We start from the raw sequence: 23,430 nt of genomic DNA, 5'->3' as shown, positions 1-23,430 counted from the left end.
CAGATGGTCTTGGCGGCGAGGATGGTGCCCTGGCTCACCGCGCACGAGGAGGTGCACCGTGTCGAACCCCGGTTCTCCCGCGTTGCCCAGCTACGCGTCGGGTACGTCGGACGCGCCGTTGCTCGGCGACACCATCGGCGACAACTTCGACCGGACGGTCGCCGCGTACGAGGATCGCCTTGCCCTCGTCGACCGAGCCGGTGGTCGCCGCTGGACCTATCGCGAACTCGCCGCCGAGGTTGACGCGCTCGCGCTCGGCCTGCTGGACCTGGGGATCGCCAAGGGAGACCGGGTCGGCATCTGGGCGCCCAACTGCGCCGAGTGGGTCTTCACGCAGTACGCCACCGCGAAGATCGGCGCCATCCTGGTCAACATCAACCCCGCCTACCGGGTTCACGAACTCGAGTACGTCCTGGGCCAGGCCGGCATCCGCACGCTCGTGGCCACGCCCAGCTTCAAGACCTCCGACTACGCCGCGATGATCGCCGAGGTGCGCCCGAACTGTCCCGCCCTGCGCGACGTGCTCCTGATCGGCAGTTCGGAGTGGACGTCCGTTGTGGACACGGGGCGGAACGCCGACCGGGCGCCCCTGGCGGACACCCAGTCCCGGCTCAGCGCCGATGACCCGATCAACATTCAGTACACCTCCGGGACGACCGGCTTCCCCAAGGGCGCCACGCTGTCCCACCACAACATCCTCAACAACGGCTACTTCGTCGGCGAACTGTGCGGCTACACCGAGGCCGACAAGATCTGCATTCCGGTGCCCTTCTACCACTGCTTCGGCATGGTCATGGGCAACCTCGCGGCCACAAGCCACGGTGCGTGCATGGTCATCCCGGCCCCGTCGTTCGAGCCGAAGGCCACCCTGCAGGCAGTGCAGGCGGAGCGGTGCACCTCGCTGTACGGGGTGCCGACGATGTTCATCGCCGAGCTTGCCGAGCCGGACTTCGACTCCTACGACCTCGCCAGCCTGCGTACCGGGATCATGGCCGGCTCACCGTGCCCGGTCGAGGTGATGAAGCAGGTCGTCGAGCGGATGGGTATGACCGAGGTGACCATCTGCTACGGCATGACGGAGACCTCTCCCGTCTCCACCCAGACCCGCGCCGACGACTCGCTGGACCGCAGGGTGTCCACGGTGGGTCGGGTGCATCCGCACGTCGAGATCAAGATCGTCGACCCGGTGACCGGGTTGACCGTGCCGCGGGGCACGCCGGGGGAACTGTGCACCCGCGGCTACTCGGTCATGCTGGGCTACTGGGAACAGCCGGACAAGACGGCCGAGGCCATCGACCGTGCCCGCTGGATGCACACCGGCGACCTCGCGGTCATGGACGACGACGGCTACGTCAACATCACCGGCCGGATCAAGGACATGGTGATCCGTGGCGGCGAGAACATCTACCCGCGCGAGATCGAGGAGTTCCTCTACACCCACCCGGACATCCTTGACGCGCAGGTGATCGGCGTGCCGGACGAGAAGTACGGCGAGGAACTGATGGCCTGGGTGCGGCTCCGGCAGGGTGCCGAGCCGCTGACGGCCGAGCGGCTGCGCGAGTTCTGCACCGGCAAGCTGGCGCACTACAAGATCCCGCGCTACGTGCACATCGTCGACGAGTTCCCGATGACCGTGACCGGCAAGGTGCGCAAGGTGGAGATGCGCGAGCGGGCCGTGGAGATCCTCGGACTCGGCGACGCGGCGCGGGCGCGGCACGCGTAGCCAGCAGGCCGTTCCCTCTTCCGGGTTCGTCGCCGCCAGCGTGGTCCGTTACCTTGCCCTACGGCCAGGACCCGGAGGAGGGACGGACTGCGGTGAGCGAAGCCAGCAAGGAGAAACCCAGAGACGCCTGGCTCGTGTCCTGGGCCGCCTTCGTCGGCGGCACGGTGGCGTCGGTCGCGGCGAACGTCGCGCACGCCCGGGTACCTCCGCCGGGCGCCGGTCCGGGCTGGACTCCGGAGATCGGGCCGCAGATCGCCGCGGCGTTCTGGCCGCTGGCGCTGCTGGGCGCGATCGAGGTGCTCACCCGGGTGCCGTGGCCGCGCGGTTGGATGTGGGACCTGGCCCGGTACGCCGGTGCCGGGACGGTTGCCGCCGGCGCCGCGTTGCTGAGCTACCGGCACATGGCCGCGCTGCTCCTCGCGTGGGGCGAGGACCAGTGGAACGCGCACGTGGGTCCGCTCGTGGTGGACGGGCTCATGGTCGTCGCGGGTACCGCGCTGCTGGCGCTGAGCAGGCGCAGGGCGGTCCGGACGGCGGCCGCCGCGGAGATCCCCGTGAGCGGTGCAAACTCACCCGATCAGCCGCCGGCACCCGCCGGCGAGGACGTCGCGGCGGTGCGGCGACTCGCCCCGACCGCGGGCGCGCCGAGCCAGCCGGTCACGCCTGCCGCGAACGCCGCGACCGGGAACGGCGCCGCCAAGACCGGCTACCCCGGTAACAGCGCCACCAACAACGGCGCCGGCAACAACGGCGTTACGAACAACGGCGCGACCAGGAACCGTGGCACGGGGAACGGTGCTGGCAGGAGCGCCACTGCCGGGAACGGTGCTGCCAGGAACGGTTCGGCGACGAGCGTGCCGGCGCGGTCCGCGGTCCCACCGATCCTGGCCCGTGCGGTGCCGGGCGACGCGGGGCAACCCGGGACCGGCGGCGCCGCACGGCCGAACGACGCGGCGGACCCGCACACCGCGCTGCCCCTGGAGGAGCAGCGCAGGCGGGCCCGAGCCGACTACCGCACGGCGGCCGAACGCGGCGAGGAACTCTCCGCAGCCGAACTCGGCCGCCGCTACGGCCGGTCGGCGAGGTGGGCGGCCACCCAGATCCGCGAGGCGCACAAGGAGATGGACCAGCTCGCCACCGTCTCGGAGTAGGCGTCGGGACGCCCGGTCAGCGGGTGATGCCGGTGTGCCCCAGCGAGTAGCGGCCCGGCTGCGGCCAGACGCACAGGCCGTGCGGGCCGTCGCCGACCGGGATCTTGGTGATCATCGATCCGTCCCGGGTCGACATCACGTAGACGACCCGGTCGTAGCGGCCGGACAGCCACAGTTGGCTGCCGTCGGCGGTCAACCCGCCCATGTCCGGGCTGCCACCGCCGGGCATCCGCCACTTGGTGATCTCCGTCCCGGTGTAGGCGTCCAGCACGCTGACGCTGCCCTCGTGCCGGTTCGTCACGAACAGCCGCCTGGCCTCCCGGTCCAGGTACAGGCCGTGCGCGCCCATGCCGGTCGGGATGAACCGCAGCACCCGGGTCGCGGCGCCGTCCAGTACCCACACGCCGCCTGCGTCCGAGTCCGCGATGAAGTAGGCGGAACCGTCCGGGGCGAGCTTGATGTCCTGGGGCCCCATGTGGGTGTGCCGCTGCGGCATGTCGATCATGCGGAGCAGCCGGTGCGACGGGATGTCGATGACCGCGACACGGCCGGCGAACTCGCAGGTGAACACCGCCGTCCTGCCGTCGGGACTGAAGTCGGCGTGGTCGACGCCGGCACAGTCCGGGGTGGGCGTCTCGCCCCTGATCTGCCAGCCGTGCGGGTCGTACCAGACCAGCTTCCGCATCCGTTCCGCGACCGAGATGGCGAACGCGCCGTCCGGGGTGAAGTACATGTTGTACGGGTCCACCACGGGGAACGGCTTGCCCGGCTGGCCGGTTTTCGGGTCGAACGGCAACACGTGGTCGCCCAGGTCGTCGGTGGCGTACAGGGTGCGCATGTCGTAGGACGGCACGACATGCTGCAACTCCCTTCCGGCCGGGTACCTGCCGACCACCCGGAAGTTCGTCGGGTCGATCACCCACACGTCGCCGGATCTGGTGTGCGGCACGTACACCAGCGGCCGGTCGCCCTTGACGGCGTCGGCAACCATCCCGGCGGCTGCCGACGCGTACACGTTGTGCGCGTCCGTCACCGGAGGCATGCCGGGCAGCCCGCCCTCCGCCGCCAGTTGTCCCGGTGCCGTGGTGGCCGTGGGGGACTCGGACGGCTCGGTCGACGTCGCGGCCGACGTCTCGGACGCCGGTGCCGAGGTACCGGCGCTCGGGGCCGGTTGCTGCTGGGCCGGAGAGCACGCGGCGGCCAGCGCGACCAGGCACAGCGAGGGAATCAGGATTCGACGCAAGTGGTCACCTCAGGAGGTCATTCGCGGTGACCGGGACCAACCCCCGGTCGGCGAGGTCGGCGAGAATGCCCGGAAGCGCCTGGACCGTGCCCTCGTGGCCGAGATGCATGCTGACCACGCTGCCGGCCCGGGCGGCGGCCGTGGCGCGGCGGATCGTCGCCGGCCCGGGGTCCTGCCAGTCCAGCGAGTCGACGTCGTAGGACAGCACCCTGGAGTACCCGGCCCGGCCCGCCTCGGCCAGCTCATCCGGGGTGGCGTGCTGACCCTGGGACTGCCGGAACCAGCCGCCGGGCGAGCCGGTGAGCTGCACCAGCCGGTCCCGGCAGCGTTCGATCTCCGCGCGCACCGCGGACGGCGCGAGATGCGACAGCGCGGGATGGCTCCAGGTGTGGTTGCCCAGTTCATGCCCGCCGTCCACGATCATTTTGGCGGCGTCCGGGCTGGCGGCCAGCCAGGTGCCGACGGCGAGCACGGTGACCTTCGCCCGGTGCTGCGCGAGGATGTCCAGCACCCGGCGGGTGATGCCGAGGTCGCCGGCGCCGTGGAAGGTCAGCGCGACCTGCGGCCGGGTGCCGTCGCCGCGGACCAGTTCGACCGCCGGCCCGACGAGCGCGGCCGGGGTTGACGACGACGTCGCCGTTGGGGTGGGCTCCACGGGCCGGGGCTGGGTGGTCGCGGGCGGCGCGGCGCGCGGGGGCGTCGAGCACCCGGCGAGTGTGGCCGCCGAGGCGACGCCCAGGCCCAGTACTCGCCGGCGGGATAGCGGCTGCCGGTCCACCGCCACGGTGTCCTTTCCCTCGGTGCGCCAGTGTTGGTCCAGCGCAAAACCTAGAACCCCGCTTCGCGCCCGCCATCACCGGGGTGACCTGCGAAGTTCGCATGTCGACCGGGGACGCGGCACCGCACTGCGCCGTGGGGTGGGACCGGGTTCGCCCGACAGGGGACGTTCGACCGTAGCCGCGGGTTGGGTGCGGAGGGACGGTGACGGTGTCCGCCGGCCGGCGCGGGGCCGGCCGCAGGAGCGACGAGGAGGTCCCCGTGCTCACCACCAGCCACACCACCACCATCCTGCCGGTGGCCGACGTGGAGCGGGCCACGCACTTCTACGCCGAGGCGCTCGGCCTGGCCGACGCGGGCACCTCACCGGATGGCATGCACCTGTTCCGGATCGCCGACGGCGAGCGCGAGTGCGACATGATCGCGCTGCGGCCGGCCGAGCCGGGCGCGCAGAGCGAGCACACCGTGCTCAGCTTCGAGGTGCCCGACATCCGCCGGGAGATCAGCGATCTGGAGCGGCGCGGCGTGCGCTTCCAGGACTACGACATGCCCGGCCTCAGGACGCGCGACCACATCGCGGACATGCAGGGCGAGAAGGCGGCCTGGTTCGTCGACACCGAGGGCAACATTCTCTGCCTGCACCAGCACGTCGGCGGCTGAGCGGCGGCTGGCGCGGCACGGCGGCTATCGCGGCACGGTGACGGCGAGCGTGGCGGCGTCCTCGGCGAAGAACCGCTCCTCCAACTGCTCGGGGGCGCGGTCGACGTCGATCTGGTCCACCGGAAGCCCGCGCGCCGCTTCGATCGCGCCCAGCCGGCGCTGGGCGCGATCGGCGGCGTAGCCGACCAGCCGGTGCACGTTCAGCTCGAACGGGACCTCGTCGAACTGCTCGTGCACCCACTGGATGGCGCTCAGCGCGTACGGCAGCAGCTCGGCGGTGCGGCGCAGCACGACGTGCCAGTTGGCGTCGTCCGCGGCCACGTGCCTGCGGCAGGTGAACGTGCCCCAGGCCATGTGCCTGCGCTGGTCGTCGCCGACGTGGCGGAGCAGTTGCTGTATCCCGGGCAGGATGCCGCGCAGCCGGCACAGCCTGCTCCAGGCGAGATGGCCGGTGAGCGCGAGGGTGCCCTCGATGATGTGGTGGTAGGTGACGCTGGCCCGGACCTGGTTGGCGGGCGTGGGATCGTCGTCGAGCGCGCGCATCGCCTCGGGCAGCGCCTCGCAGAACAGCGTCCGGTAGCCGGGGTTGTCCAGCACGTGGCGCTGCAGGTCGCCGGCCAGCTCCACGGCGTCCAGCCAGCGGCGGAACGCCTCGGCATGCCTGGCCTCCTCGAAGCCGGACTGGGTCAGGTACATGACGTCGCCGAACCGGTCCTCGCCGGACATGGCCGCGATGAACGACCGGGCGTGCCCGGCGAGCGCCTCCTCGCCCGCGACGAACATCGCGGCCAGGTACGCCAGCGCGGTGCGCTCCGCCCCGGCCAACCCGCGCCAGTCCTCGGCGTCCCGGTCGAAGTCGATGTCCGCGGGATTCCAGCATTTCGCGTTGCCGCTGACGAACAGCCGAAGAGGCAGGGAATCCCAGTTCAGGCCGCCGGCACGCAGGGAATGAAAGCCCTGGCGGTGCAACGGGTCCACGGCTTTTCTCCTGTTCCGATGCGCGGGTCCGGGAGGGTGATTCGTACCACGGTCGCGCGGCCCCGGACGGCCGGGCGACCGTGCGCGTCCTGGACTGTCGGGTCAGCGCCGGCGGCCGTCCAGCACCGCGCCGACCACGCCGAGCGCGAGGCCGACCGGGGTGAGCATGGCGCACGCCGACAGCCAGACCGGCAGGTCGTGCCGGCCGGACGCGAACAGCGCCAGCACCGCCAGCACGGCGACCAGGCCGGCGGCGAACACCGCGACGGCGACCGGCAGGAACGCGCTCCGCGAGGTGGGCATGGCCATGGCGGGAAGCCTAGTCCGGTAACCAGATCCCCCGGCGCCGGCATTCCTCGCTACGCTTGATGGAGCGCGTCCTGGGCACGCCCTGGGGCGCGTTCGTCGTGCGGGGGACGTCTCCGGACGTCGCCGCGCCACGACGCGGACCAGACGATGAGGGAACGGTGAGCACAGTGCCGACCGGAAGGGTCAAGTGGTACGACTCGGAGAAGGGCTTCGGCTTCGTCACCCAGGACGGCGGCGAGGACGTGTACGTGCGTGCCTCCGCCTTGCCGCCGGGCGTCCAGACGCTCAAGGCCGGCCAGCGCATCGAGTTCGGCATGGCCGAGGGGCGACGCGGGCCGCAGGCGCTGTCCGTCCGGTTGATCGATCCGCTGCCCTCCGTCACCGAGGCACGTCGCCGTCCCGCCGATGAGCTGCACGGCCTCATCGAGGACATGATCAAGCTGCTGGAGGCGAAGGTCCAGCCGGAGCTGCGCCGAGGTCGTTACCCGGACCGGAAGAACGCCAAGCGCATCGCCGAGGTGGTGCGCGCGGTGGCCAGGGAGTTGGACCCTAGCTAGCCGCGCTCGTCCACGGAGAGCACCCAGGTGGCACCGATCAGGTACTCCAGGCCGTCCGGGCCGGCCGCGAGACCGCCGAACCGCTGCACCTCGGCGGTCTCCAGCCGGTCCCCGGCGTGCGGCAGCACCAGCGTGTAGGCCAGCCGGTCGCCCGGGGCGAACACCGAGCTACGGGCCTCCTGCTCCGCGCCGCCCGGCTCGCGGTACCGGAACACCACCTGCCACGCCGCGTCGCCGACCTCGCCGGGCACCGAGATCTGCACCGGCTTCCCGGCCGGCACGCGCAGCACCGCGCCGGCCCGGGGGTCGGCGCCGCACTGGTCGCCCTGGTGATCGCAGTACTGGGTTGGACCGGTGCGGACGGCTTGCCCGGCGGAGTAGAAGGTGACCTCCGGGTGCGGCGGGGCGGCGCATCCGGCCACGCCCAGCGCGGCGAGGCCGACCACGGCGGGAAGAACGACTCGGCGCACGTCCGTCGAGCCTACGTGGTGCCGGTCGCGCCCTCGGACCGCCCACCCGCTGGTTCGGTGGGTAATGGACTGGTGTGCTCCGGTTCCCGCCGGCCCCGGCCGAAGCGGTCGGCGAGCCGCGTCCAGCGGCCGAGGTAGCCAAGCAGCGACGCGCCCTGCCGGTACAGCACCGTCTGCGCCAGGCCGAGCGCCAGCACGGCGGACATGACGGTGAAACCGATCCAGTACGTCGGCGGGAGCAGCACGCCGAGCGCGCCGCCGAACACCCAGGTGAGCTGGAGCACGGTCTCGGAGCGGCCGAATGCCGACGCCCTGGCCGCCTCCGGCAGGTCGTCCTGGATGGTCGCGTCCAGGCTCACCTTGGCCAGCGCGCTGCCGGTCGCGCCGATCAGCCCGAGTACTGCGGCGGTCACGATGCCCGGCAGCACCGCCGCCAGCACGGTGGCCGCCAGCACACCGGACAGGCAGCCGATCACAGCCTGGTCCGGCCGGCCGAAGTGCACCCGCGCGCCCACCGCGTTGCCCAGGAAGTTGCCGATCCCGGCCGCCGCGCCGATCATGCCGAGCAGCAGCACCTGGCGCAGCGGCGAGTGCTCGGTCTGCGCCTTGACCACGAACGCGGCGAACAGCGTGAGGAACCCGGTGAGCAGCCGGATCGTGCCGTTGCCGCACAGCGCGACCAGCACCCGGCCGCCCATCGGGGTCCGCCTCGGCCGGCGCGGCCTGGCCCGCAGCGACGTGGCCACCTCGCCCTCGGTGACCTCCACCCAGGACGGGATGCGCAGGCACAGTGCGGCGTCCACGACCGCCAGCACGGCGGTGAACCACAGCGCCCCGGGTGAACCGGACAGCTTGGCCAGCCCCGCGGCGAGCGCGCCGAAAACGGCGCTGGCGGCCAGCCCGAACACGGTCAGCCGGGCGTTCGTCTTGACCAGGGTGATCCCCTCGGGCAGCACCCTCGGCGTGACCGCGGCCTTGAGGACCGTGAACGACTTGGACAGCACCATGGTGGCCAGCGCCGCCGGGTAGAGCAGCCAGTCGCCGTAGTGCAGCGCCATCACCACCGCGGCCAGCGCCTGCCCCAGGCAGGACACCGCCAGCGCCACCCGCCTGCCCTGCTGCACCCGGTCCAGCGCGGGGCCGATGACCGGCGCGACCAGCGCGAACGGCGCCACCGTGACCAGCAGGTACAGCGCCACCTTGGTCTTGCTCTCCGCCGTGGCGGCGGAGAAGAACAGGGTGTTGGCCAGCGCCACCGCCAGCGTCGCGTCGGTGGCGTAATTGAGCATCACCGCCCTGGTCAGCGCGGCCAGCCCGGACCGGTCGGCGCCGTCGGCGTGCAGCGCGCCGCGGTAGGCGCGCACCGCCCGCCGGGTGAACACCCGGCCGCGCCAGAACACCACCCTGGTCACGGTCAGCTTGCGCGGCGGCGCCGGCCCGTCGTCCCCGGCGGTCCGGGGCCGGGGTGGTTCGGTGAAGCCGTGCCGCGCACTGGACGGCGGGGCATCCTCGTCATCCGGGTACCACTCGGAGCGCCATCGGGTGGGCGCCTCCGGCCGTGCCGACGGCCCGGTCGACGGCCGCGACGGGGGCCGTGGCACGTCCCGGCGCCGGCGCCCGCCGCTCCAGCCGGGACGGCCACGCGCGGCGCCGCCGGGCGGGTCGGCGGAACCGGGCGGAACCATGCCCTCATCCTGCCCCACGGTGGCTCCGCATGCGCCGTTTCCCGCCACCCGCGACGATCACATGACCGGACGGTTGACTTTGCCGCGCGCGGCCGATCGCGTGATGGGCACGCACCCGCGGTCGCGCGCGAACCCGCGGAAAAGGAGGCGGCGTGATCAGCATCGACCACGGTTCCGGCGTGCCGCCGTACGAGCAGGTCCGCCGCCAGCTGGCGCAACGGATCACGGACCACACCCTGGCCGTGGGGGCGCGGCTACCCACGGTTCGCCGGCTCGCCGCCGACCTCGGGCTCGCCGTGAACACCGTGGCCAGGGCGTACCGCGAACTGGAGGAGGCCGGCCTGGTCGTCACCAGGGGCCGCGCCGGGACGTTCGTCGCCCCGGCCGGCGACCTCGCCAGGGAGCGCGCCGAGGCGGCCGCCCGGGAGTACGCTGCCACCGTCCGTGGCCTGGGCATCGACCACGCCGAGGCGCTGCGGATCGTGCGTGCCGCGCTGGCCTCGCCCGGGCCCTAGCCGGGCGGCTGGCCTCGGGAGACGTGCGGCACAATCGGGGTGTGACCCCCACGCCGACGCAAGGAAGCCGTCCCGCAGGACACGCCGACGGCCCCGACGGCGGCCTGCGCCCGGACCCGGTGCTCGCCGCCGCCGTCGACCTGGCCCGCGCCGCCGCCGAGACGGAGGCCGGCGAGGACGGGGTCGGCCGGCACGTCGGGGTGGACGCCGAGGACCCGGCCGCCGCCACGCACCTGTTCGAGACGCTGCACCCGGGCTACCGCGGCTGGCGATGGGCGGTGACGGTGGCCACGGCCGAGCCGGGCACCCCGGTGACGGTCAGCGAGGTCGTGCTGCTGCCCGGGCCGGACGCGCTGGTGGCCCCCGAGTGGGTGCCGTGGCAGGAGCGGGTCCGCGCCGGCGACCTCGGCGTCGGTGACCTGCTGCCGGCGCAGCCGGAGGACCCCCGGCTGGTCCCCGGCTACGTCGACTCGGACGACCAGGCCATGCTGGAGGTGGCCGGCGAGATCGGGCTCGGCCGGGCCCGGCTGCTGTCCCGGGAGGGTCGGGTGGCGGCCGCGGAGCGCTGGCAGCACGGAGAGTTCGGGCCGGACAGCGACATGGCGCGCAGCGCTCCGGAGCCGTGCGGCACGTGCGGGTTCTACCTGCCGCTGCCGGGTTCGCTGCGGGCGGCGTTCGGGGTGTGCGCCAACGAGATGTCGCCGGCGGACGGGCACGTGGTGCACGTCGAGTACGGCTGCGGGGCACACTCCGAGATCCAGGTGGACACCGCGTCCCCGGTCCCGGTGGCCGAGCTCGTCTACGACGACGCCGAGCTGGACGTGGAGTCGACCGCCGGGTCGTCCACAGTAGACACAGCGGGTGCGGAGGGCACGGCCGCCGAGAAGCGGTGACCATGGGCACCCCCTTCGGTGATCCGTTCGGTACGGAGGCGCTCCGCACCGCGGTCCTGGACGCCTGGCGCGGCTCCCGCACCCGGTTCCGGGAGGACGCGAACGCCGAGGAGGACCTCCGCTACGGCGCCTACCGGGACCGGCTGCTGGTTGAACTCGCGCAGAACGCCGCGGACGCCGCCATGCAGGCCGGCACCGCCGGCGTGCTTCGGCTGTCCGTGGTCGGCGGCGAGCTGCGGGTGGCCAATACCGGCGCGCCGCTCGACGCCGAGGGCGTGGCCGCGCTGGCCTCGCTGCGCGCCTCGGCCAAGCGGGACGGCAGCAGCGTCGGGCGGTTCGGCATCGGCTTCGCCGCGGTGCTCGCGGTGACCGACGCGCCCCGCGTGATGTCCACCTCCGGTGGCGTCTCGTTCTCCGCCGAGCGGACCAGCAGCACCATCGCCGCGCACCCGGAACTGGCCGAGATGGCCGCGGCGCGGGAGGGCGCGGTGCCCGTGCTGCGGCTGCCGTGGCCGGTCGAGGAGGGCGAGCCGCCGCCACCCGAGGGTTTCACCACCGAGGTGCGGCTGCCGCTGCGGCCCGGGGTGGACGCCGACGCGCTGCTCGCCTCGGCCGAGCAGGACGCGCCCGACCTGCTGCTTGCCCTGCCCGGGCTGGCCAGGATCGAGATGGGCGACCGCGCCTGGTGGCGGGAGGACACCGGCCAGGGCGTGGTGGTGTTGCACGGCGGCGGCCGGGCGGTGCGCTGGCTGGTCCGCCGCACCAGCGGCGAGCTGTCCGAGGAACAGCTCGCCGGGCTCGGCGTGGAGGCCCGCGAGCGTCCGCAGTGGACCGTCTGCTGGGCGGTGCCGCTGACCGAGAACGGCGCCGCCGCGCCGCTGCGCGAGGACGTGCTGCACGTGCCGACGCCGACCGACGAGCGGACCAGCGTGCCCGCCCGGCTGCTCGCCACCGTGCCGGTGGAGCCGTCCCGGCGCCGGCTGCTGCCCGGGCGCGCGGCGGATGCGGTGCTCACCGAGGCGGTCAGGGCCTACCCCACCCTGGTCACCGCGCTACCGCCGGAGCAGCGCACCGCACTCGTGCCGCTTCCCGGCTTCCCGCTGTCCGAAGTGGACGGCAAGCTGCGCGAGCTGGTACTCGCCGAGCTGCGCACTTCCGCCTGGCTGCCGCTGGCCGCCGGCGGCGAGGTCGCCCCGCGCGACGCGAAGGTGCTCGACCTGCCCTCCGCCGAGCTGGCCGGACTGCTCGGCGGCGTGCTGACCGGGCTGCTGCCGGCCGAGTTCGCCGAGTCCCGGCACGCCCGCGCGCTCGCCGCGCTGGACGTGCCCCGGCTGCGGGTGGCCGACGTGGTGGCGGCGGTCACCGGAGTCGACCGGCCGCCGGCGTGGTGGCACCGGCTGTACGCGGCCCTGGACCCGCTGGCCGAGCAGGACGTCACGGCCCGGGAGGAACTGGGCGGGCTGCCGGTGCCGCTGATCGACGGCCGCACCGTGCTGGGCCCGCGCGGCGTGCTGCTGCCCGAGGCCGACTCGCCGACCCCGACCATGCTGTCCTCGCTGGACGTCGCCGGGCTGCGGGTGGTCCACCCGGAGGCCACGCACCCGCTGCTGGCCCGGCTCGGCGCCCGCCGCGCCGACGCCGACCAGTTGCTCGACGCGCCCGCGCTGCAGGCCGCGGTGGAGAGCAGCGTGGCCGACGCGGTGTCCGGCACCGACCCGCAGCCGCTGGCCGACGTGGTGCTGCGGCTGGTCGGCCAGGCCGGCGCCGAGCGGGGCAGCCGGCCGTGGCTGGCCGCGCTCGCCCTGCCGGACGCCGACGGCGAGCCTCGGAGGGCCGACGAGCTGGTGCTGCCGGACGCACCGCTGCGGGAGATCCTCGACCCGGCCGCCCTCGGCGCGGGCGGCCCGCTCGGTGTGCTGGACGGCACGGTGGCCGAGCGCTGGCCCCGCGACGTGCTCACCGGAATCGGCGTGCTCGACTCTTTCACCCTGCTCACCGACGACGCGCCGAGCGGCCCGGACCACGGCCTGCCGGACGAGGAGAGCTGGTGGGCCACGGTCGCCGACGACGTGGTCACCGAACTCGTCGCGGTACCCCACCTCGACCTGGTCGCGGAGGGACGCTGGCCGGAGGCACTGCGGCTGCTCACCGCCGACCCGGACACCCGGCGGGTGCTCTACCAGCGCACCGGGTACACGCCGTGGTGGCTGGCCCGCAACGCGGTGCTGGCCGGCCGGCCGCCCCGGGACTGGCGGCTGCCCTCGGCGCGGTCCCTGGCCGGCCTCTACGACCCGCTGCCGGATATCGGGCTGGATGAGTCCCTGCTCACCGCCGTCGGGGTGCGCGCCGACCTCGCGGTGTCCGATGTGGACGACGCGGTGGACCTCGTGCGGCGGCTGGGCGAGAAGAGCCGCCCGGTGCCGGCCGGCGCCGCGATTTGGGCGCATGCCGCGCTGGCCGAGGCGGTGCGCGCCGGTCGGGTCGATGTGTCCGATCTGGATCCCCCGGAGCGGGTACGCGTGCTGTCCGGCGACGCCGTCGCCGCGGACGACGCGGTGGTGCTGGACCGGCCGTGGTCGCTGGGCGTCCTGCCGGCCGAGCGCGTGGTGTCCGCCGGCCCGGAGCCGTTCGGCACCGAACCGGCCGGCGAGGGTGAGCCGAGCGCCGCGCGGTCCCTGGCCGACCTGTTCGACCTGCCACTCGCCTCCGACGAGGTGGTCGCCGAGGTAATCAGCGAGGGCGAGCCCGTCGGCTGGGCCGAACTGGGCGCCGTGGTGGTCGCGTGCGACCTGCTCGGCTGCCCGGTGCCCGCCGGCGACGTCGTGGTGCACGACGAACTGCTGGTCCGGGTGGAGACGGCGGACCGCGCGGTCCCGTGGTGGGTGACCGAGGACGGCCGCGTCCATGCCGAGGACACCCCGGAGGGTCTGGCCCGCGCGCTCGCCTGGGTCCTCGCTCGCTGGCCCGACCGCCACCTCCTCGCCGCCCTCATCACCGACCCGGTCAACTACCTGGCTTGACTTGGCCGGTCAACTCGCCCTACTCGCCGCCGAAACACCGTGCTCCAGGTACACCGCGCTCCCAGCACTGATCGCTTCCGCCGTTGCGCGGAGCCGACGAGACAGCCGAGGGATCGTGTAATCGCCAATCTCGGCAAGTGGAATAAATCTGGCTTCGGCGATTTCCCCATCATCGAAGTGTGCAGCCGCGAGTTCTGCCGGGCCGATGTCAGGAGCGGCGAAAAGGAAGAGCATTTTGTCACCCTCGCCCTTGTTCGGTGCCCAATCGACGCTCGCGAAGACCAGGCGTCCGGCGTCGATCCCAAGTTCCTCGCGGACTTCACGGCGGCACGCTGACTCCGGCGACTCGCCAGGCTCGACGTACCCGCCTGGGACGTCCCAGTAGTCCTTGTACGTGGTGCGCACCATGGCGACGGCGTCGCCGTGCAGGGCGACGACGCCGGCCGACACGCGGGGTGTAGCCATCGAAGGCTGGGATTTCATGGGGTCAACGATAGCCCGTTGATGAAGTATACGCATACGAGCAGTGCTCAGATGGCTGTTGGCTTTCGTTGACCTACTGGGCTGATTCCAGGCTTGATCCGCGAAAGGTTTCAGCTTGTGCTCAGGATTTACGGTCATTTGCGGTGACTGCAAGGGCAGGTGGTGGCCGCTGCGATAGCAGCGGGAGCATCACCGTTATGGAGTACGGAGGCGTCTCCTTCGTCCGGCGGCGGAGTGCGTGTCGGTCACCGTCTCGCGCGGGTGGGACGACTGCGCGAGCGCCGTGTCGCCGTTGGTGCGATCGAGGGATGCAACGCGAACCACGTCTCGCAACCAACTCTGCGGGCTCCTTTCGTTCGGGGTGAGGTCGCCCCGGAGTGACAGGACGCGCGGCGAGGGTCGTCGTCCTCCCCGTGGCCACCCCGGGGCCCTCGCCGCGCAACCCACGATCAGGATGCGACGTTCGGGGGAGTACGCCATGAGGCTTCGACAAACACCGGTCGCTCGGCCGGCGGGCGGCGCCGGCCCGTTCTACGAGACCGCCGCGGGGCACCGCTGCGACACCTGGCACTCGCACGGCTCGGCCGGTCTCGAGTGCGCCCACGGCTACGTGATCCTGCCGCACGAGGCGCCGCTTGCTCGATTACGAGCCGACCGAGTCCGGGACGCCGAGCCTGCGCCTGATGCGACTCAATGAGCCGAGCGGCCGCTACCGGGCCGACGAGACGACACCGGCCGCGACCAACTTCCAACCGATAGGCTGGTCTCACCAACACAGTCGCTGTGGATCAACAGGGGGCGTCATGCGGGCCAAGGTTGCGAATGTGGAGCTACTCAACGACATCCATAGGGTGCTCCGTGACCTCCAGACCACGACCCGGTGACGCTTACTCCAGAGCAGGCGTACGAACGTCTGGGGTCCTTGGTGGCGACCGTGGCGGCCTTGACGGAGATCACTGCGGAGATGGAACGCCAATGTAGGCGTATTACCGACACATCCCCGGACATCTCACATATGGAGTCGGGCGAGTCTTACCTTCGGCAGGCGATGGGACAGTTCATGGTTTACCGCTCGCGCCTGGGTGAGCAGGTAGGAATCGATGTAAGTTTCCGGACTCCGGGCGAAACACCGTGACCGCAGATATTCCTGGCTCCCTTCATCATGTTGAACGATTCACCTGCACATGGTGAACTGGCTGCATCCACCTGCTTGTCGCTGACAAGTTGCGCTCGAGGTTCACGTCACTTCCTGCCACCCGCGTGGCGGTATCGCCACAGACTGTCCAGTATTCGTGACTGGGGAGCATCAGGAATACAGATTGCCGCACCTGTGGGCTCCCCGGACATGCCAGTCGGGGAGCCCACAGGCGTTGTCCGGGACGCCGAGCCTGGACCAGCAGCGGCGCGGTGAACCAGGTTCAGCGCGGTGAAGCGGCGCCGTCACGTGGACGGCACGGATACGGCGTCGGCAGCCGCGTTGCCACGGTGCGTCGCATGGAGGGACTGGGGACAGGTGATGGCGTATCGGTCCCGCCTGGGCGGGCATGTCGGGATCGATGTGAGCTTCCGGACACCGCCCTCAGAGGCCTAAGCCGCGCTGGGAGTTGCGCGGGTCGCGGCGGGCGGCAGCGCGTTGCCAGCGAAAGATGCCGTATCCGATCACGCCGAGCACCGCGCCGCACAGCGTGGTCCACAGCCAGACCGGGCGGTCGAACCCGAAACCGACTCGCGCCACCAGGAGGGTGACGAACGCGAGCAGCCACAGCGTGGTGCCCACCGCGAGCACCGGAACCGGATCGGCGAGCCGCGGCGGCAGCGACGGCGGGCGGGGCAGTGCACCGCCGGGCCGGCCGGGTCCGGACGGCCGGACGGTTTGAGGTTCCTCGCCCACGTCAGGCAGGCTACCGGCACACGACCGGGTGAGCATGGGTGAGCGTTGTTCGGTACCTGCCGCAGCGACCGCGGGCCGTGGCGGGCGGGAGCGGGCGGTGTGGCGACGAGCACCGGGAGCCGGCGCCGGGCGCTGGACAACGCGAACTTCCGAATGAGACACAGTGGACAGGGGCCCCATGACGACCGTGACCACGACCGGGAAGAAGCCGGCGCTGGACCGCTGGTTCAGGATCTCTGAGCGCGGGTCGACCGTGGGCCGCGAGGTGCGCGGCGGGCTGGTCACCTTCGTCACGATGGCCTACATCGTGCTGCTCAACCCGCTGATCCTGGGCAGTTACTCGGCCACGGACGCCTCGGCGCACCGGGACGTGCTCGGGCACGTGCTGCCGGTGCCGCAGGTGGCCGCGGTCACCGCGCTGGTGGCCGGGGTGATGACGATCCTCTTCGGACTCGTCGCCAACTACCCGTTCGCCATCGCCACCGGGTTGGGCATCAACACGCTGCTCGCGGTGACCATCGCGCCCCAGGTGAGCTGGCCGGAGGCGATGGGCCTGGTCGTGGTGGACGGCCTGGTGATCCTGGCGCTGGTCGCCACCGGCTTCCGCACCGCGGTGTTCAACGCCGTACCCGCCCCGCTGAAGTCGGCCATCGCCGTCGGTATCGGCCTGTTCATCTCACTGATCGGGCTGGTCGACGCCGGCTTCGTGCGCCGGCTGCCGGACGCGGCGAACACCACTGTCCCGGTCGGCCTGGGCATCAACGGGTCTATCGGGTCCTGGCCGACCGCCGTGTTCGTCGCCGGCCTCATCATCACCGGCGTGCTGGTCGCCCGGCGGGTCCGCGGCGGGATCCTGCTCGGTGTGCTGATCACCACGGTGCTGGCCATCGTGGTCGAGGCGCTGGTGCACGCCGGACTGTCGCACGGCAGCAACCCGAAGGGCTGGGACCTCGGCTATCCGGCGGTGCCGCAGCACGTGCTCGGCCTGCCGGACCTGTCGCTGGTCGGCGCGTTCTCCTTCGGTGCGTGGACGCGGCTGCCGGCGATCACCGCGACGCTGCTGGTGTTCACCCTGGTGCTGGCGAATTTCTTCGACGCCATGGGCACCATGACCGGCCTGGGCAAGGAGGCCGGTTTCGTCGGCAGGGACGGTCAACTGCCCGGCGTCGGCCGGGCGCTGTTCGTGGAGGGCCTGGGCGCGGTGGCCGGCGGCGCCTGCTCGTCCAGTTCCAACACGGTGTTCGTGGAGTCGGCCTCCGGGATCGCCGAGGGTGCCCGGACCGGGCTGTCCAACGTGGTCACCGGGGTGCTTTTCCTCGCCGCGATGTTCCTCACCCCGCTGTACCAGGTGGTGCCGGTGGAGGCGGCGGCGCCCGCGCTGGTCGTGGTCGGCGCGCTGATGATCGCGCAGATCCGGGACATCGACTTCGCCGACTTCACGGTCGGCCTACCGGCCTTCCTCACCATCGTGGTGATGCCGTTCACCTACTCCATCGCCAACGGCATCGGCGCCGGCTTCGTCAGCTACGTGTTGCTGCGCACGCTGACCGGCAAGGCTCGCGCGATCCACCCGCTGATGTGGGTGGTGGCGGTGGCCTTCGTGGCCTACTTCGCGGTCGGCCCGATCCAGTCCGCGCTCGCACCCTAGGACACCGGGGACAGTTCGTGAGGTACACTAACGAGGTGGTGCAGTCCGCCCAGGAGAACCCCGGCCTGGCCAGCCGCCTCCGGCTGGCCGTGGTGCGGTTGAACCGGCGGCTGCGGGCGCAGCGCACCAGCTCGGTGGTCTCGCTCACCCAGCTCTCCGCGCTGTCCTGCCTGCACAAATGCGGCTCGCTCACCCCGGGTGAGCTGGCCGCCAAGGAGGGAGTCCAGCCGCCGTCGATGACCAGGGTCATCGCCGCGCTGGAGGAGCTGGGTTACGTATCGCGGCGGCCGCACCCCACCGATGGCCGGCAGGCGATCGTGGAGCTGACCGAGGCGGGCGTGGACTACATCGAGGCCGAGGTGTCCGCCCGCGAGGCCTGGCTCGACAAGCGTCTTGCCGAGCTGACCAGCGAGGAACGGGACCTGCTCGGCCGGGCGGCGGAGATCATCGATCGAATGGCGGGGCAGTAGACAGCGGAGGTGCCGGCGTACGTGGGCGGAAGCGGATCTGCCAGGAAAGAGCACATCTCGTACCCCACCGCATTCCCACCCACCGAGCCTGAGACCCGCCGCAGGACCCCCACACGGGGCATGTTCGCCTCGCTGCGCACCCGCAACTACCGCTACTACGCGTCCGGCCAGGTCGTCTCGCTGATCGGGGTGTGGATGCAGCGGGTGGCCCAGGACTGGCTGGTGCTCAATCTCTCGCACGGCAGCCCGGTCGCCCTCGGTATCGCCGCCGCGCTGCAGTTCCTGCCCACCCTGCTGCTGTCGCTGTGGGCGGGCGTGCTCGCCGACCGGATGGACAAGCGCAGGCTGCTGCTGGTGCTGGAATCCGGGCTCGGGCTGTGCGCGCTGGCGCTGGGCCTGCTCGACGTCACCGGCCTGGTCCAGCTCTGGCAGGTCTACCTGCTGTGCCTGGCGCTGGGCGCGGTGTCCGCGGTGGAGACCCCGGTGCGCCAGTCCTTCGTCGTGGAGATGGTCGGCCGGGAGCAGCTCACCAACGCCGTCGCGCTCAACTCGATGACGTTCAACCTGGCGCGGATGGTCGGCCCGGCGATCGCCGGAGTAATGATCACCGCGATCGGCACCGGCTGGGTGTTCCTGGCCAACGCGGCCAGCTTCGTCGGGGTGCTGGCCGGGCTCGCCGCCATGCGGCCGGACGAGCTGCACCGGGGCGATCCGGTGCCGGCCCGCAAGGGCCAGCTCGTCGAGGGGCTGCGCTACGTGCGCGGCCGGATCGACCTGGTCATCGTGCTGGCCATGGTGTTCTTCGTGAGCACCTTTGGGCTGAACTTCTACGTCAGCCTCGCCGTGGTGGCCCGCAACGTCTTCCACGGCCAGGCCGACGCCTACGGCTTCCTGTCCACCCTGCTCGCGCTGGGCACGCTGAGCGGCGCGACGCTGGCCGCCCGGCGCAGCGCCCGCAGCAAGCCCGGGCCGAAGCTGCTGGTCGTCGCCGCGCTGGCGTTCGGCGCGCTGGAGACCGTCTCCGGGGTGATGCCGACGCTGTGGACCGTGGGACTCGTGCTCATCCCCACCGGGATCGCCGCGATGACCTTCATGACCACCGCGAACAGCACCGTGCAGCTCGCCGTCAGCCCGGCCATGCGGGGCCGGGTGATGGGCCTGTACATGCTGGTCATGCTGGGGACCAACCCGATCGGCGGGCCGCTGATGGGCTGGCTGGCCGCGCACTTCACCGGACGGTCGCCGCTGGTCGTCGGCGGGGTGGTGACCGTGCTGGCCGGCGTCTTCGGTGGCCTGGTGCTGGCCGCCCGGGGCGGGGTCCGGAAGGGCACCCGCACCGCCTCGCCGCCGCGCGTGCTCACCGGGCCGCGGCGCGGCCCTTCACACCATCTCGCGCGGGCGGCGCACCAGCCCGTGCGCGACCAGTTCCACCACGGCCACGATCGCGATCGACTCGACCAGAAGTAGCCCGAGCAGCACGACCAGTTGCAGCGCGCCCGCCTGCCAGGCCGGTGCGCCGCCGAGCACCATGCCGACGAACGCCCCGGGCAGCGTGACCAGACCGACGGTGCGGGTCTGGTCCAGCGCGGGCAGCAGCGCGTCCGCCGCGGCCCTGCGCACCAGTTCGCGCACCGCCTCCGGCTCGGTGAAGCCCAGCGCGAGCGCCGCCTCGAACTCGCCGCGCCGCTGCTCCAGCGCGTCCAGCACGCGGCGCACGGCCAGCGTGCTCGCGGTCATCGCGCCGCCGAGCAGGATGCCACCCACCGGCACCAGCGTGGTCCCGCGCATCGGCAGCAGGCTGCTGCCCAGCAGCACCGCCATGGCCGGCGCGGTGCCGCCGAGCACTGCCACCGCCACCCAGGCGCCGCGCCACCCGGTGCCGGTGCGGGTGGCCGCGGTCGCGGTGGCCACGGTGGCCATCACCGCGAGGAACAGCCAGGACAGCGGCACCGACAGCAGCACGACGGCGACCACCGAGGACACCGCGGCGAGCTGCACGGTGGCCCGCAGCGCGGCCCGCAGCACCGGGCGGGCGCCGAACAGCGCGCCCTTCCAGCCCAGCACCGCGGCGGCGCCGGCGAACACCGCGCACACCAGTGCCAGCCGCCACCAGCTCTGCGCGATCGCCACCGCTCACCCCACACGATCAGTGGGCCAACCATCACCCACAGTGCGTCATTCAGTACCGGCCCAGCGGCCACGGGCCGCCAGGCTCGTGCGAGCGGCCGGTGTGGTGGGAGGCCCGGTGGACCGCACGGGGCCCGCCGAATGACGCGAACTTCGGAACAAGGCACAGTGTCGAGACGGGTGGGGGAACGGAGCTAGCGCCATCCGGGCTACCGCCCGCCGCCGTCCGGGTGGTCACCCGCCGATGGGCCAGGTGTGCACCGGTTCGCCCGCGTCCATCAACTCGATGTAGCGGCGCAGCATGTTGACCAGTGCGGTGGGCCGATCCTGGCCACCCTCCTCGAGCAGCGCCACGGTACGCCGCTGCCAGGTGGCCCCGGTGCGGCGGGTGAGGCAGCGCTGCTCGATCACCCCGAGGTAGCGCTCCCGTGCCGCGTCGGAGACACCGCAGTCCCGCAGCCCGTCGTGCGCCAGCGGCAGCAGCCGGCGCAGCACCAACTCGTCCGGCGGGATCCAGCCGATGCCCGGCCAGTACAGCTGCGCGTCCATGCCGCTTCGCGCGCCGGCGTAGAGGTTCTCCTCGGCCGCCTGAAACGACATCTGCGTCCACAGTGGACGCTCGTGGCGGGCCAGCGCGCGTTGCGCGCCGTAGAAGAACGCGGCGTTGGCAAGCAGGTCCACCACGGTGGGGCCGGCCGGCAGCACCCGGTTCTCCACCCGCAGGTGTGGGACCCCGTCTGCGGTGTCGTACACCGGCCGGTTCCACCGCCACACCGTGCCGTTGTGCAGCCGCAGCTCGGACAGTTGCGGGCAGCGGCCAGCCTCCAACGCGGCGACCGGGTCCTCCTCGGAGGTCTCCGGCAGCAACGCCTGGAAGTAGCGCACGTTCTCCTCGAACAGGTCGAAGATCGAGGTGATCCAGCGTTCCCCGAACCACACCCTCGGCCGGACACCCTGGTTCTGTAGTTCCTTCGGGCGGGTGTCGGTGGCCTGGAGGAACAGCGGAATGCGGGTCTCGTGCCAGAGCGCCTTGCCGAGCAGGAACGGCGAGTTCGCACCGATCGCGACCTGCACACCGGCAAGGCACTGCGCGGCGTTCCAGTGCGCGGCGAAGTCCTCCGGCGCCACCTGCAGATGCAACTGCGCCGAGGTACACGCCGCCTCCGGCAGGATCGACTCGGCGTAGCTGCGCAACCGTTCCGGTTGCCGGCCCGGCATGGCGGTGCCCTCCACGGAGAGCACCATCTCCTCGCCCCGCGCGGCGAAGATCTGGTCGTTGAGGATCGCGTACCGCGGGTTACTGGACAGCCACCGCCGGTCGAAATGCTCCCGGCCCAGGGTGGGCAGCATGCCGATCATCACCAGCCGGGCGCCCACGTCGTGCGCCTTGGCGTCGGCGCGCCGGATCGACCCGCGCAGTTCCTGCTCCAACTGCAGCGTCTCGTCCCCCGCGATGGGCCGCGGCCGAACGTTGATCTCCAGGTTGTGCTGGCTCAGTTCGGTGGTGAAGGAGGAGTCGCCGATCTTTTCCAGCACCTCGGCGTTGGTCATCGCCGGCCGCATCCCGTCGTCGACCAGGTTGAGCTCGATCTCCATGCCCATCTGTTGGCGGGGGAAGGAGAAGCTGTTCTCCGCCAGCATCCGGGCCAGCGCGTCCAGGCACCGCTGGATCTTGGCCCGATAGCGTTGACGATCATCCCGGCTGAACGCCCAGTTGGCTACTTCCCTTCCCATGCCGCCTCCCCTTCGGTCGGCCTGGTCGCCAGCAGCGTCGCGGACGCCAACCGTGACACAGGGATGGGTATCTCGCTAGCGGCCGAAATGGTGCACTCTGTCAATCGCTTCTACGTTGAGTGATTGACGGGGCACCGGCCCGGTTCGTCCGGTCACGGACTACCCGCCCGACCGTCGTCCCAGTCGAGGGCTGGGACACTGGGCACGTGGCGCACGTGATCGAGATCGACGACCCCGATGACGGGCGGCTGGCCGACTTCCGTGACCTCTCGACCGCGGACCGCCGCCCGGATCGTCCGGGCGGCCGGGGACTCGTTATCGCTGAGGGCGTCGTCGTGGTGCGACGACTCCTGGCCTCACCGTACCCGGTGCGGGGGCTGCTGGGCGTGCGTCGCCGGATCGACGCCCTGCTGCCCGATCTGGCCGGGCTGGACGTGCCGGCCTACGTCACCTCCGCCGCGGTGATGGCCGAGGTGGTCGGATTTCACCTGAACCGGGGAGTGCTGGCGGCCGCGGACCGGGCACCGCAGCCGGAGGTGGAAGCGCTGGCCGCCGGCGCGCGGCGGCTGGCCGTGCTCGAGGGCGTCGGCGACCACGAGAACCTGGGTGCGCTGTTCCGCAACGCGGCCGCGTTCGGCATCGACGGGGTGCTGCTCGGCGCGGGCTGCGCGGACCCGCTCTACCGGCGCAGCGTGCGGGTGTCCATGGGGCACGTGCTCCGGGTGCCGTTCGGCCGGTTCACCGCGTGGCCGCAGGAGTTGGACGTGCTGCGCCGGCACGGCTTCCGGGTCGTCGCGCTGACCCCGGGGCGGTCGGCCATCCCGCTGGCCGAGCTGACCGGGGGTGACGAGCGGCTGGCGCTGCTGTTCGGCTCGGAGGGGCCGGGCCTGTCCGAGGCGGCCATCGCCGCGGCCGACGTGGCGGCGCGCATCCCGATGACCGGCGACGTCGACTCGCTCAACGTGGCCACCGCCGCGGCGGTGGCCTTCTACGCGCTGACCGCGCCCCGCCTGGAGACGGCTCCGGGTAACCCGGTGCGGGCCCGTTCAGCCCGCTGAACGCCGGTTCGCGCTACCTTCACGGGGGGATGATGTCC

The 23,430-nt window shown here is 72.3% G+C and carries 21 protein-coding genes; 11 read left to right on the top strand and 10 right to left on the bottom strand.

Features of this window, described 5'->3' with window-relative positions:
- Positions 1-58: 58 nt before the first annotated feature.
- On the top strand, positions 59-1,723 hold the full coding sequence (locus tag FFT21_RS08965; RefSeq protein ID WP_137813316.1) for an AMP-binding protein: 1,665 nt from the start codon (positions 59-61) through the stop codon (positions 1,721-1,723).
- A 92-nt stretch (positions 1,724-1,815) separates the two neighbouring features.
- Positions 1,816-2,874, top strand: coding sequence for a DUF2637 domain-containing protein (locus tag FFT21_RS08960; protein ID WP_137813315.1), 1,059 nt, complete (start codon positions 1,816-1,818; stop codon positions 2,872-2,874).
- A gap of 16 nt (positions 2,875-2,890) precedes the next feature.
- Here FFT21_RS08960 and FFT21_RS08955 read toward each other — a convergent pair whose 3' ends face one another.
- Together FFT21_RS08955 and FFT21_RS08950 are read right to left on the bottom strand one after the other, a co-directional pair.
- Positions 2,891-4,117 (bottom strand): YncE family protein, encoded by a 1,227-nt coding sequence (locus tag FFT21_RS08955; protein ID WP_137813314.1) that lies wholly within the window; start codon positions 4,115-4,117, stop codon positions 2,891-2,893.
- Positions 4,118-4,121: 4 nt separating this feature from the next.
- Positions 4,122-4,901 carry a polysaccharide deacetylase family protein gene (locus FFT21_RS08950; RefSeq protein WP_137813313.1) on the bottom strand — a complete coding sequence of 260 codons (780 nt, stop codon included), beginning with the start codon at positions 4,899-4,901 and terminating at the stop codon, positions 4,122-4,124.
- A gap of 197 nt (positions 4,902-5,098) precedes the next feature.
- Here FFT21_RS08950 and FFT21_RS08945 point away from each other — a divergent pair, with 197 nt between their 5' ends.
- Entirely contained in the window at positions 5,099-5,554 is a 456-nt protein-coding gene (locus tag FFT21_RS08945) for a VOC family protein (RefSeq protein ID WP_225978234.1), read from the top strand.
- A gap of 24 nt (positions 5,555-5,578) precedes the next feature.
- Here FFT21_RS08945 and FFT21_RS08940 read toward each other — a convergent pair whose 3' ends face one another.
- Positions 5,579-6,532, bottom strand: coding sequence for a R2-like ligand-binding oxidase (locus FFT21_RS08940; RefSeq protein WP_137813311.1), 954 nt, complete (start codon positions 6,530-6,532; stop codon positions 5,579-5,581).
- Positions 6,533-6,634: 102 nt separating this feature from the next.
- Positions 6,635-6,841 (bottom strand): hypothetical protein, encoded by a 207-nt coding sequence (locus tag FFT21_RS08935; protein WP_137813310.1) that lies wholly within the window; start codon positions 6,839-6,841, stop codon positions 6,635-6,637.
- A 167-nt stretch (positions 6,842-7,008) separates the two neighbouring features.
- On the opposite strand from FFT21_RS08935, the gene FFT21_RS08930 reads away from it, so the two are divergent.
- Complete coding sequence (locus FFT21_RS08930; RefSeq protein ID WP_137813405.1) at positions 7,009-7,398, top strand: cold-shock protein; 390 nt, start codon at positions 7,009-7,011, stop codon at positions 7,396-7,398.
- Here FFT21_RS08930 and FFT21_RS08925 read toward each other — a convergent pair.
- Both FFT21_RS08925 and FFT21_RS08920 read right to left on the bottom strand, forming a co-directional pair.
- Positions 7,395-7,868 carry a DUF2771 family protein gene (locus tag FFT21_RS08925; RefSeq protein WP_137813404.1) on the bottom strand — a complete coding sequence of 158 codons (474 nt, stop codon included), beginning with the start codon at positions 7,866-7,868 and terminating at the stop codon, positions 7,395-7,397. The genes FFT21_RS08930 and FFT21_RS08925 overlap by 4 nt on opposite strands.
- An 11-nt stretch (positions 7,869-7,879) precedes the next feature.
- Positions 7,880-9,571: an MFS transporter gene (locus FFT21_RS08920; RefSeq protein WP_371856749.1), complete on the bottom strand. Its 1,692-nt coding sequence runs from the start codon at positions 9,569-9,571 to the stop codon at positions 7,880-7,882.
- 134 nt (positions 9,572-9,705) lie between these two features.
- Here FFT21_RS08920 and FFT21_RS08915 point away from each other — a divergent pair, with 134 nt between their 5' ends.
- Genes FFT21_RS08915 through FFT21_RS08905 form a run of 3 tightly spaced genes read left to right on the top strand, consistent with a single transcriptional unit; the run spans position 9,706 to position 13,981 of the window.
- The gene (locus FFT21_RS08915; protein WP_137813309.1) at positions 9,706-10,068 is read left to right on the top strand and encodes a GntR family transcriptional regulator; all 363 of its coding nucleotides are present in this window, start codon (positions 9,706-9,708) and stop codon (positions 10,066-10,068) included.
- A 41-nt stretch (positions 10,069-10,109) separates the two neighbouring features.
- Entirely contained in the window at positions 10,110-10,961 is an 852-nt protein-coding gene (locus FFT21_RS08910; protein WP_371856748.1) for a DUF3027 domain-containing protein, read from the top strand.
- A 2-nt stretch (positions 10,962-10,963) separates the two neighbouring features.
- Positions 10,964-13,981 carry a sacsin N-terminal ATP-binding-like domain-containing protein gene (locus FFT21_RS08905; protein ID WP_137813308.1) on the top strand — a complete coding sequence of 1,006 codons (3,018 nt, stop codon included), beginning with the start codon at positions 10,964-10,966 and terminating at the stop codon, positions 13,979-13,981.
- A gap of 9 nt (positions 13,982-13,990) precedes the next feature.
- On the opposite strand, the gene FFT21_RS08900 is transcribed toward FFT21_RS08905, so the two are convergent.
- Both FFT21_RS08900 and FFT21_RS08895 read right to left on the bottom strand, forming a co-directional pair.
- On the bottom strand, positions 13,991-14,464 hold the full coding sequence (locus FFT21_RS08900) for an NUDIX domain-containing protein (RefSeq protein WP_192909441.1): 474 nt from the start codon (positions 14,462-14,464) through the stop codon (positions 13,991-13,993).
- Between the two features lie 1,579 nt (positions 14,465-16,043).
- The gene (locus FFT21_RS08895; RefSeq protein WP_225978233.1) at positions 16,044-16,355 is read right to left on the bottom strand and encodes a DUF2530 domain-containing protein; all 312 of its coding nucleotides are present in this window, start codon (positions 16,353-16,355) and stop codon (positions 16,044-16,046) included.
- Positions 16,356-16,533: 178 nt separating this feature from the next.
- Between FFT21_RS08895 and FFT21_RS08890 the strand changes: the two genes are divergently transcribed.
- The 3 genes from FFT21_RS08890 to FFT21_RS08880 all read left to right on the top strand — a co-directional run bounded on the left by FFT21_RS08890 (position 16,534) and on the right by FFT21_RS08880 (position 19,940).
- The gene (locus tag FFT21_RS08890) at positions 16,534-18,003 is read left to right on the top strand and encodes an NCS2 family permease (protein ID WP_137813305.1); all 1,470 of its coding nucleotides are present in this window, start codon (positions 16,534-16,536) and stop codon (positions 18,001-18,003) included.
- Between the two features lie 38 nt (positions 18,004-18,041).
- Positions 18,042-18,473, top strand: a complete 432-nt coding sequence (locus FFT21_RS08885; RefSeq protein WP_137813402.1) for a MarR family winged helix-turn-helix transcriptional regulator — start codon at positions 18,042-18,044, stop codon at positions 18,471-18,473.
- Positions 18,474-18,593: 120 nt separating this feature from the next.
- Positions 18,594-19,940, top strand: coding sequence for an MFS transporter (locus tag FFT21_RS08880; RefSeq protein WP_137813304.1), 1,347 nt, complete (start codon positions 18,594-18,596; stop codon positions 19,938-19,940).
- On the opposite strand, the gene FFT21_RS08875 is transcribed toward FFT21_RS08880, so the two are convergent.
- Together FFT21_RS08875 and FFT21_RS08870 are read right to left on the bottom strand one after the other, a co-directional pair.
- Entirely contained in the window at positions 19,854-20,603 is a 750-nt protein-coding gene (locus FFT21_RS08875; RefSeq protein ID WP_137813303.1) for an ABC transporter permease, read from the bottom strand. The two genes, FFT21_RS08880 and FFT21_RS08875, sit on opposite strands and share 87 nt — an antisense overlap.
- A gap of 231 nt (positions 20,604-20,834) precedes the next feature.
- Entirely contained in the window at positions 20,835-22,334 is a 1,500-nt protein-coding gene (locus tag FFT21_RS08870; protein WP_137813302.1) for a glutamate-cysteine ligase family protein, read from the bottom strand.
- Between the two features lie 206 nt (positions 22,335-22,540).
- On the opposite strand from FFT21_RS08870, the gene FFT21_RS08865 reads away from it, so the two are divergent.
- Positions 22,541-23,392 (top strand): TrmH family RNA methyltransferase, encoded by an 852-nt coding sequence (locus FFT21_RS08865; RefSeq protein ID WP_137813301.1) that lies wholly within the window; start codon positions 22,541-22,543, stop codon positions 23,390-23,392.
- Positions 23,393-23,430 lie beyond the last annotated feature (38 nt).

It is taken from the genome of Gandjariella thermophila (genome assembly GCF_005405885.1).
Lineage (GTDB): Bacteria > Actinomycetota > Actinomycetes > Mycobacteriales > Pseudonocardiaceae > Gandjariella > Gandjariella thermophila.
This window is presented reverse-complemented; position numbering and strand designations above follow the sequence as displayed.

Coding starts and splice junctions, on each gene's coding strand:
- FFT21_RS08935 (WP_137813310.1), bottom strand. CDS start 6,841: ATGGCCATGCCCACCTCGCGGAGCGCGTTCCTGCCGGTCGCCGTCGCG.
- FFT21_RS08905 (WP_137813308.1), top strand. CDS start 10,964: ATGGGCACCCCCTTCGGTGATCCGTTCGGTACGGAGGCGCTCCGCACC.
- FFT21_RS08900 (WP_192909441.1), bottom strand. CDS start 14,464: ATGAAATCCCAGCCTTCGATGGCTACACCCCGCGTGTCGGCCGGCGTC.
- FFT21_RS08890 (WP_137813305.1), top strand. CDS start 16,534: ATGACGACCGTGACCACGACCGGGAAGAAGCCGGCGCTGGACCGCTGG.
- FFT21_RS08880 (WP_137813304.1), top strand. CDS start 18,594: ATGTTCGCCTCGCTGCGCACCCGCAACTACCGCTACTACGCGTCCGGC.
- FFT21_RS08870 (WP_137813302.1), bottom strand. CDS start 22,334: ATGGGAAGGGAAGTAGCCAACTGGGCGTTCAGCCGGGATGATCGTCAA.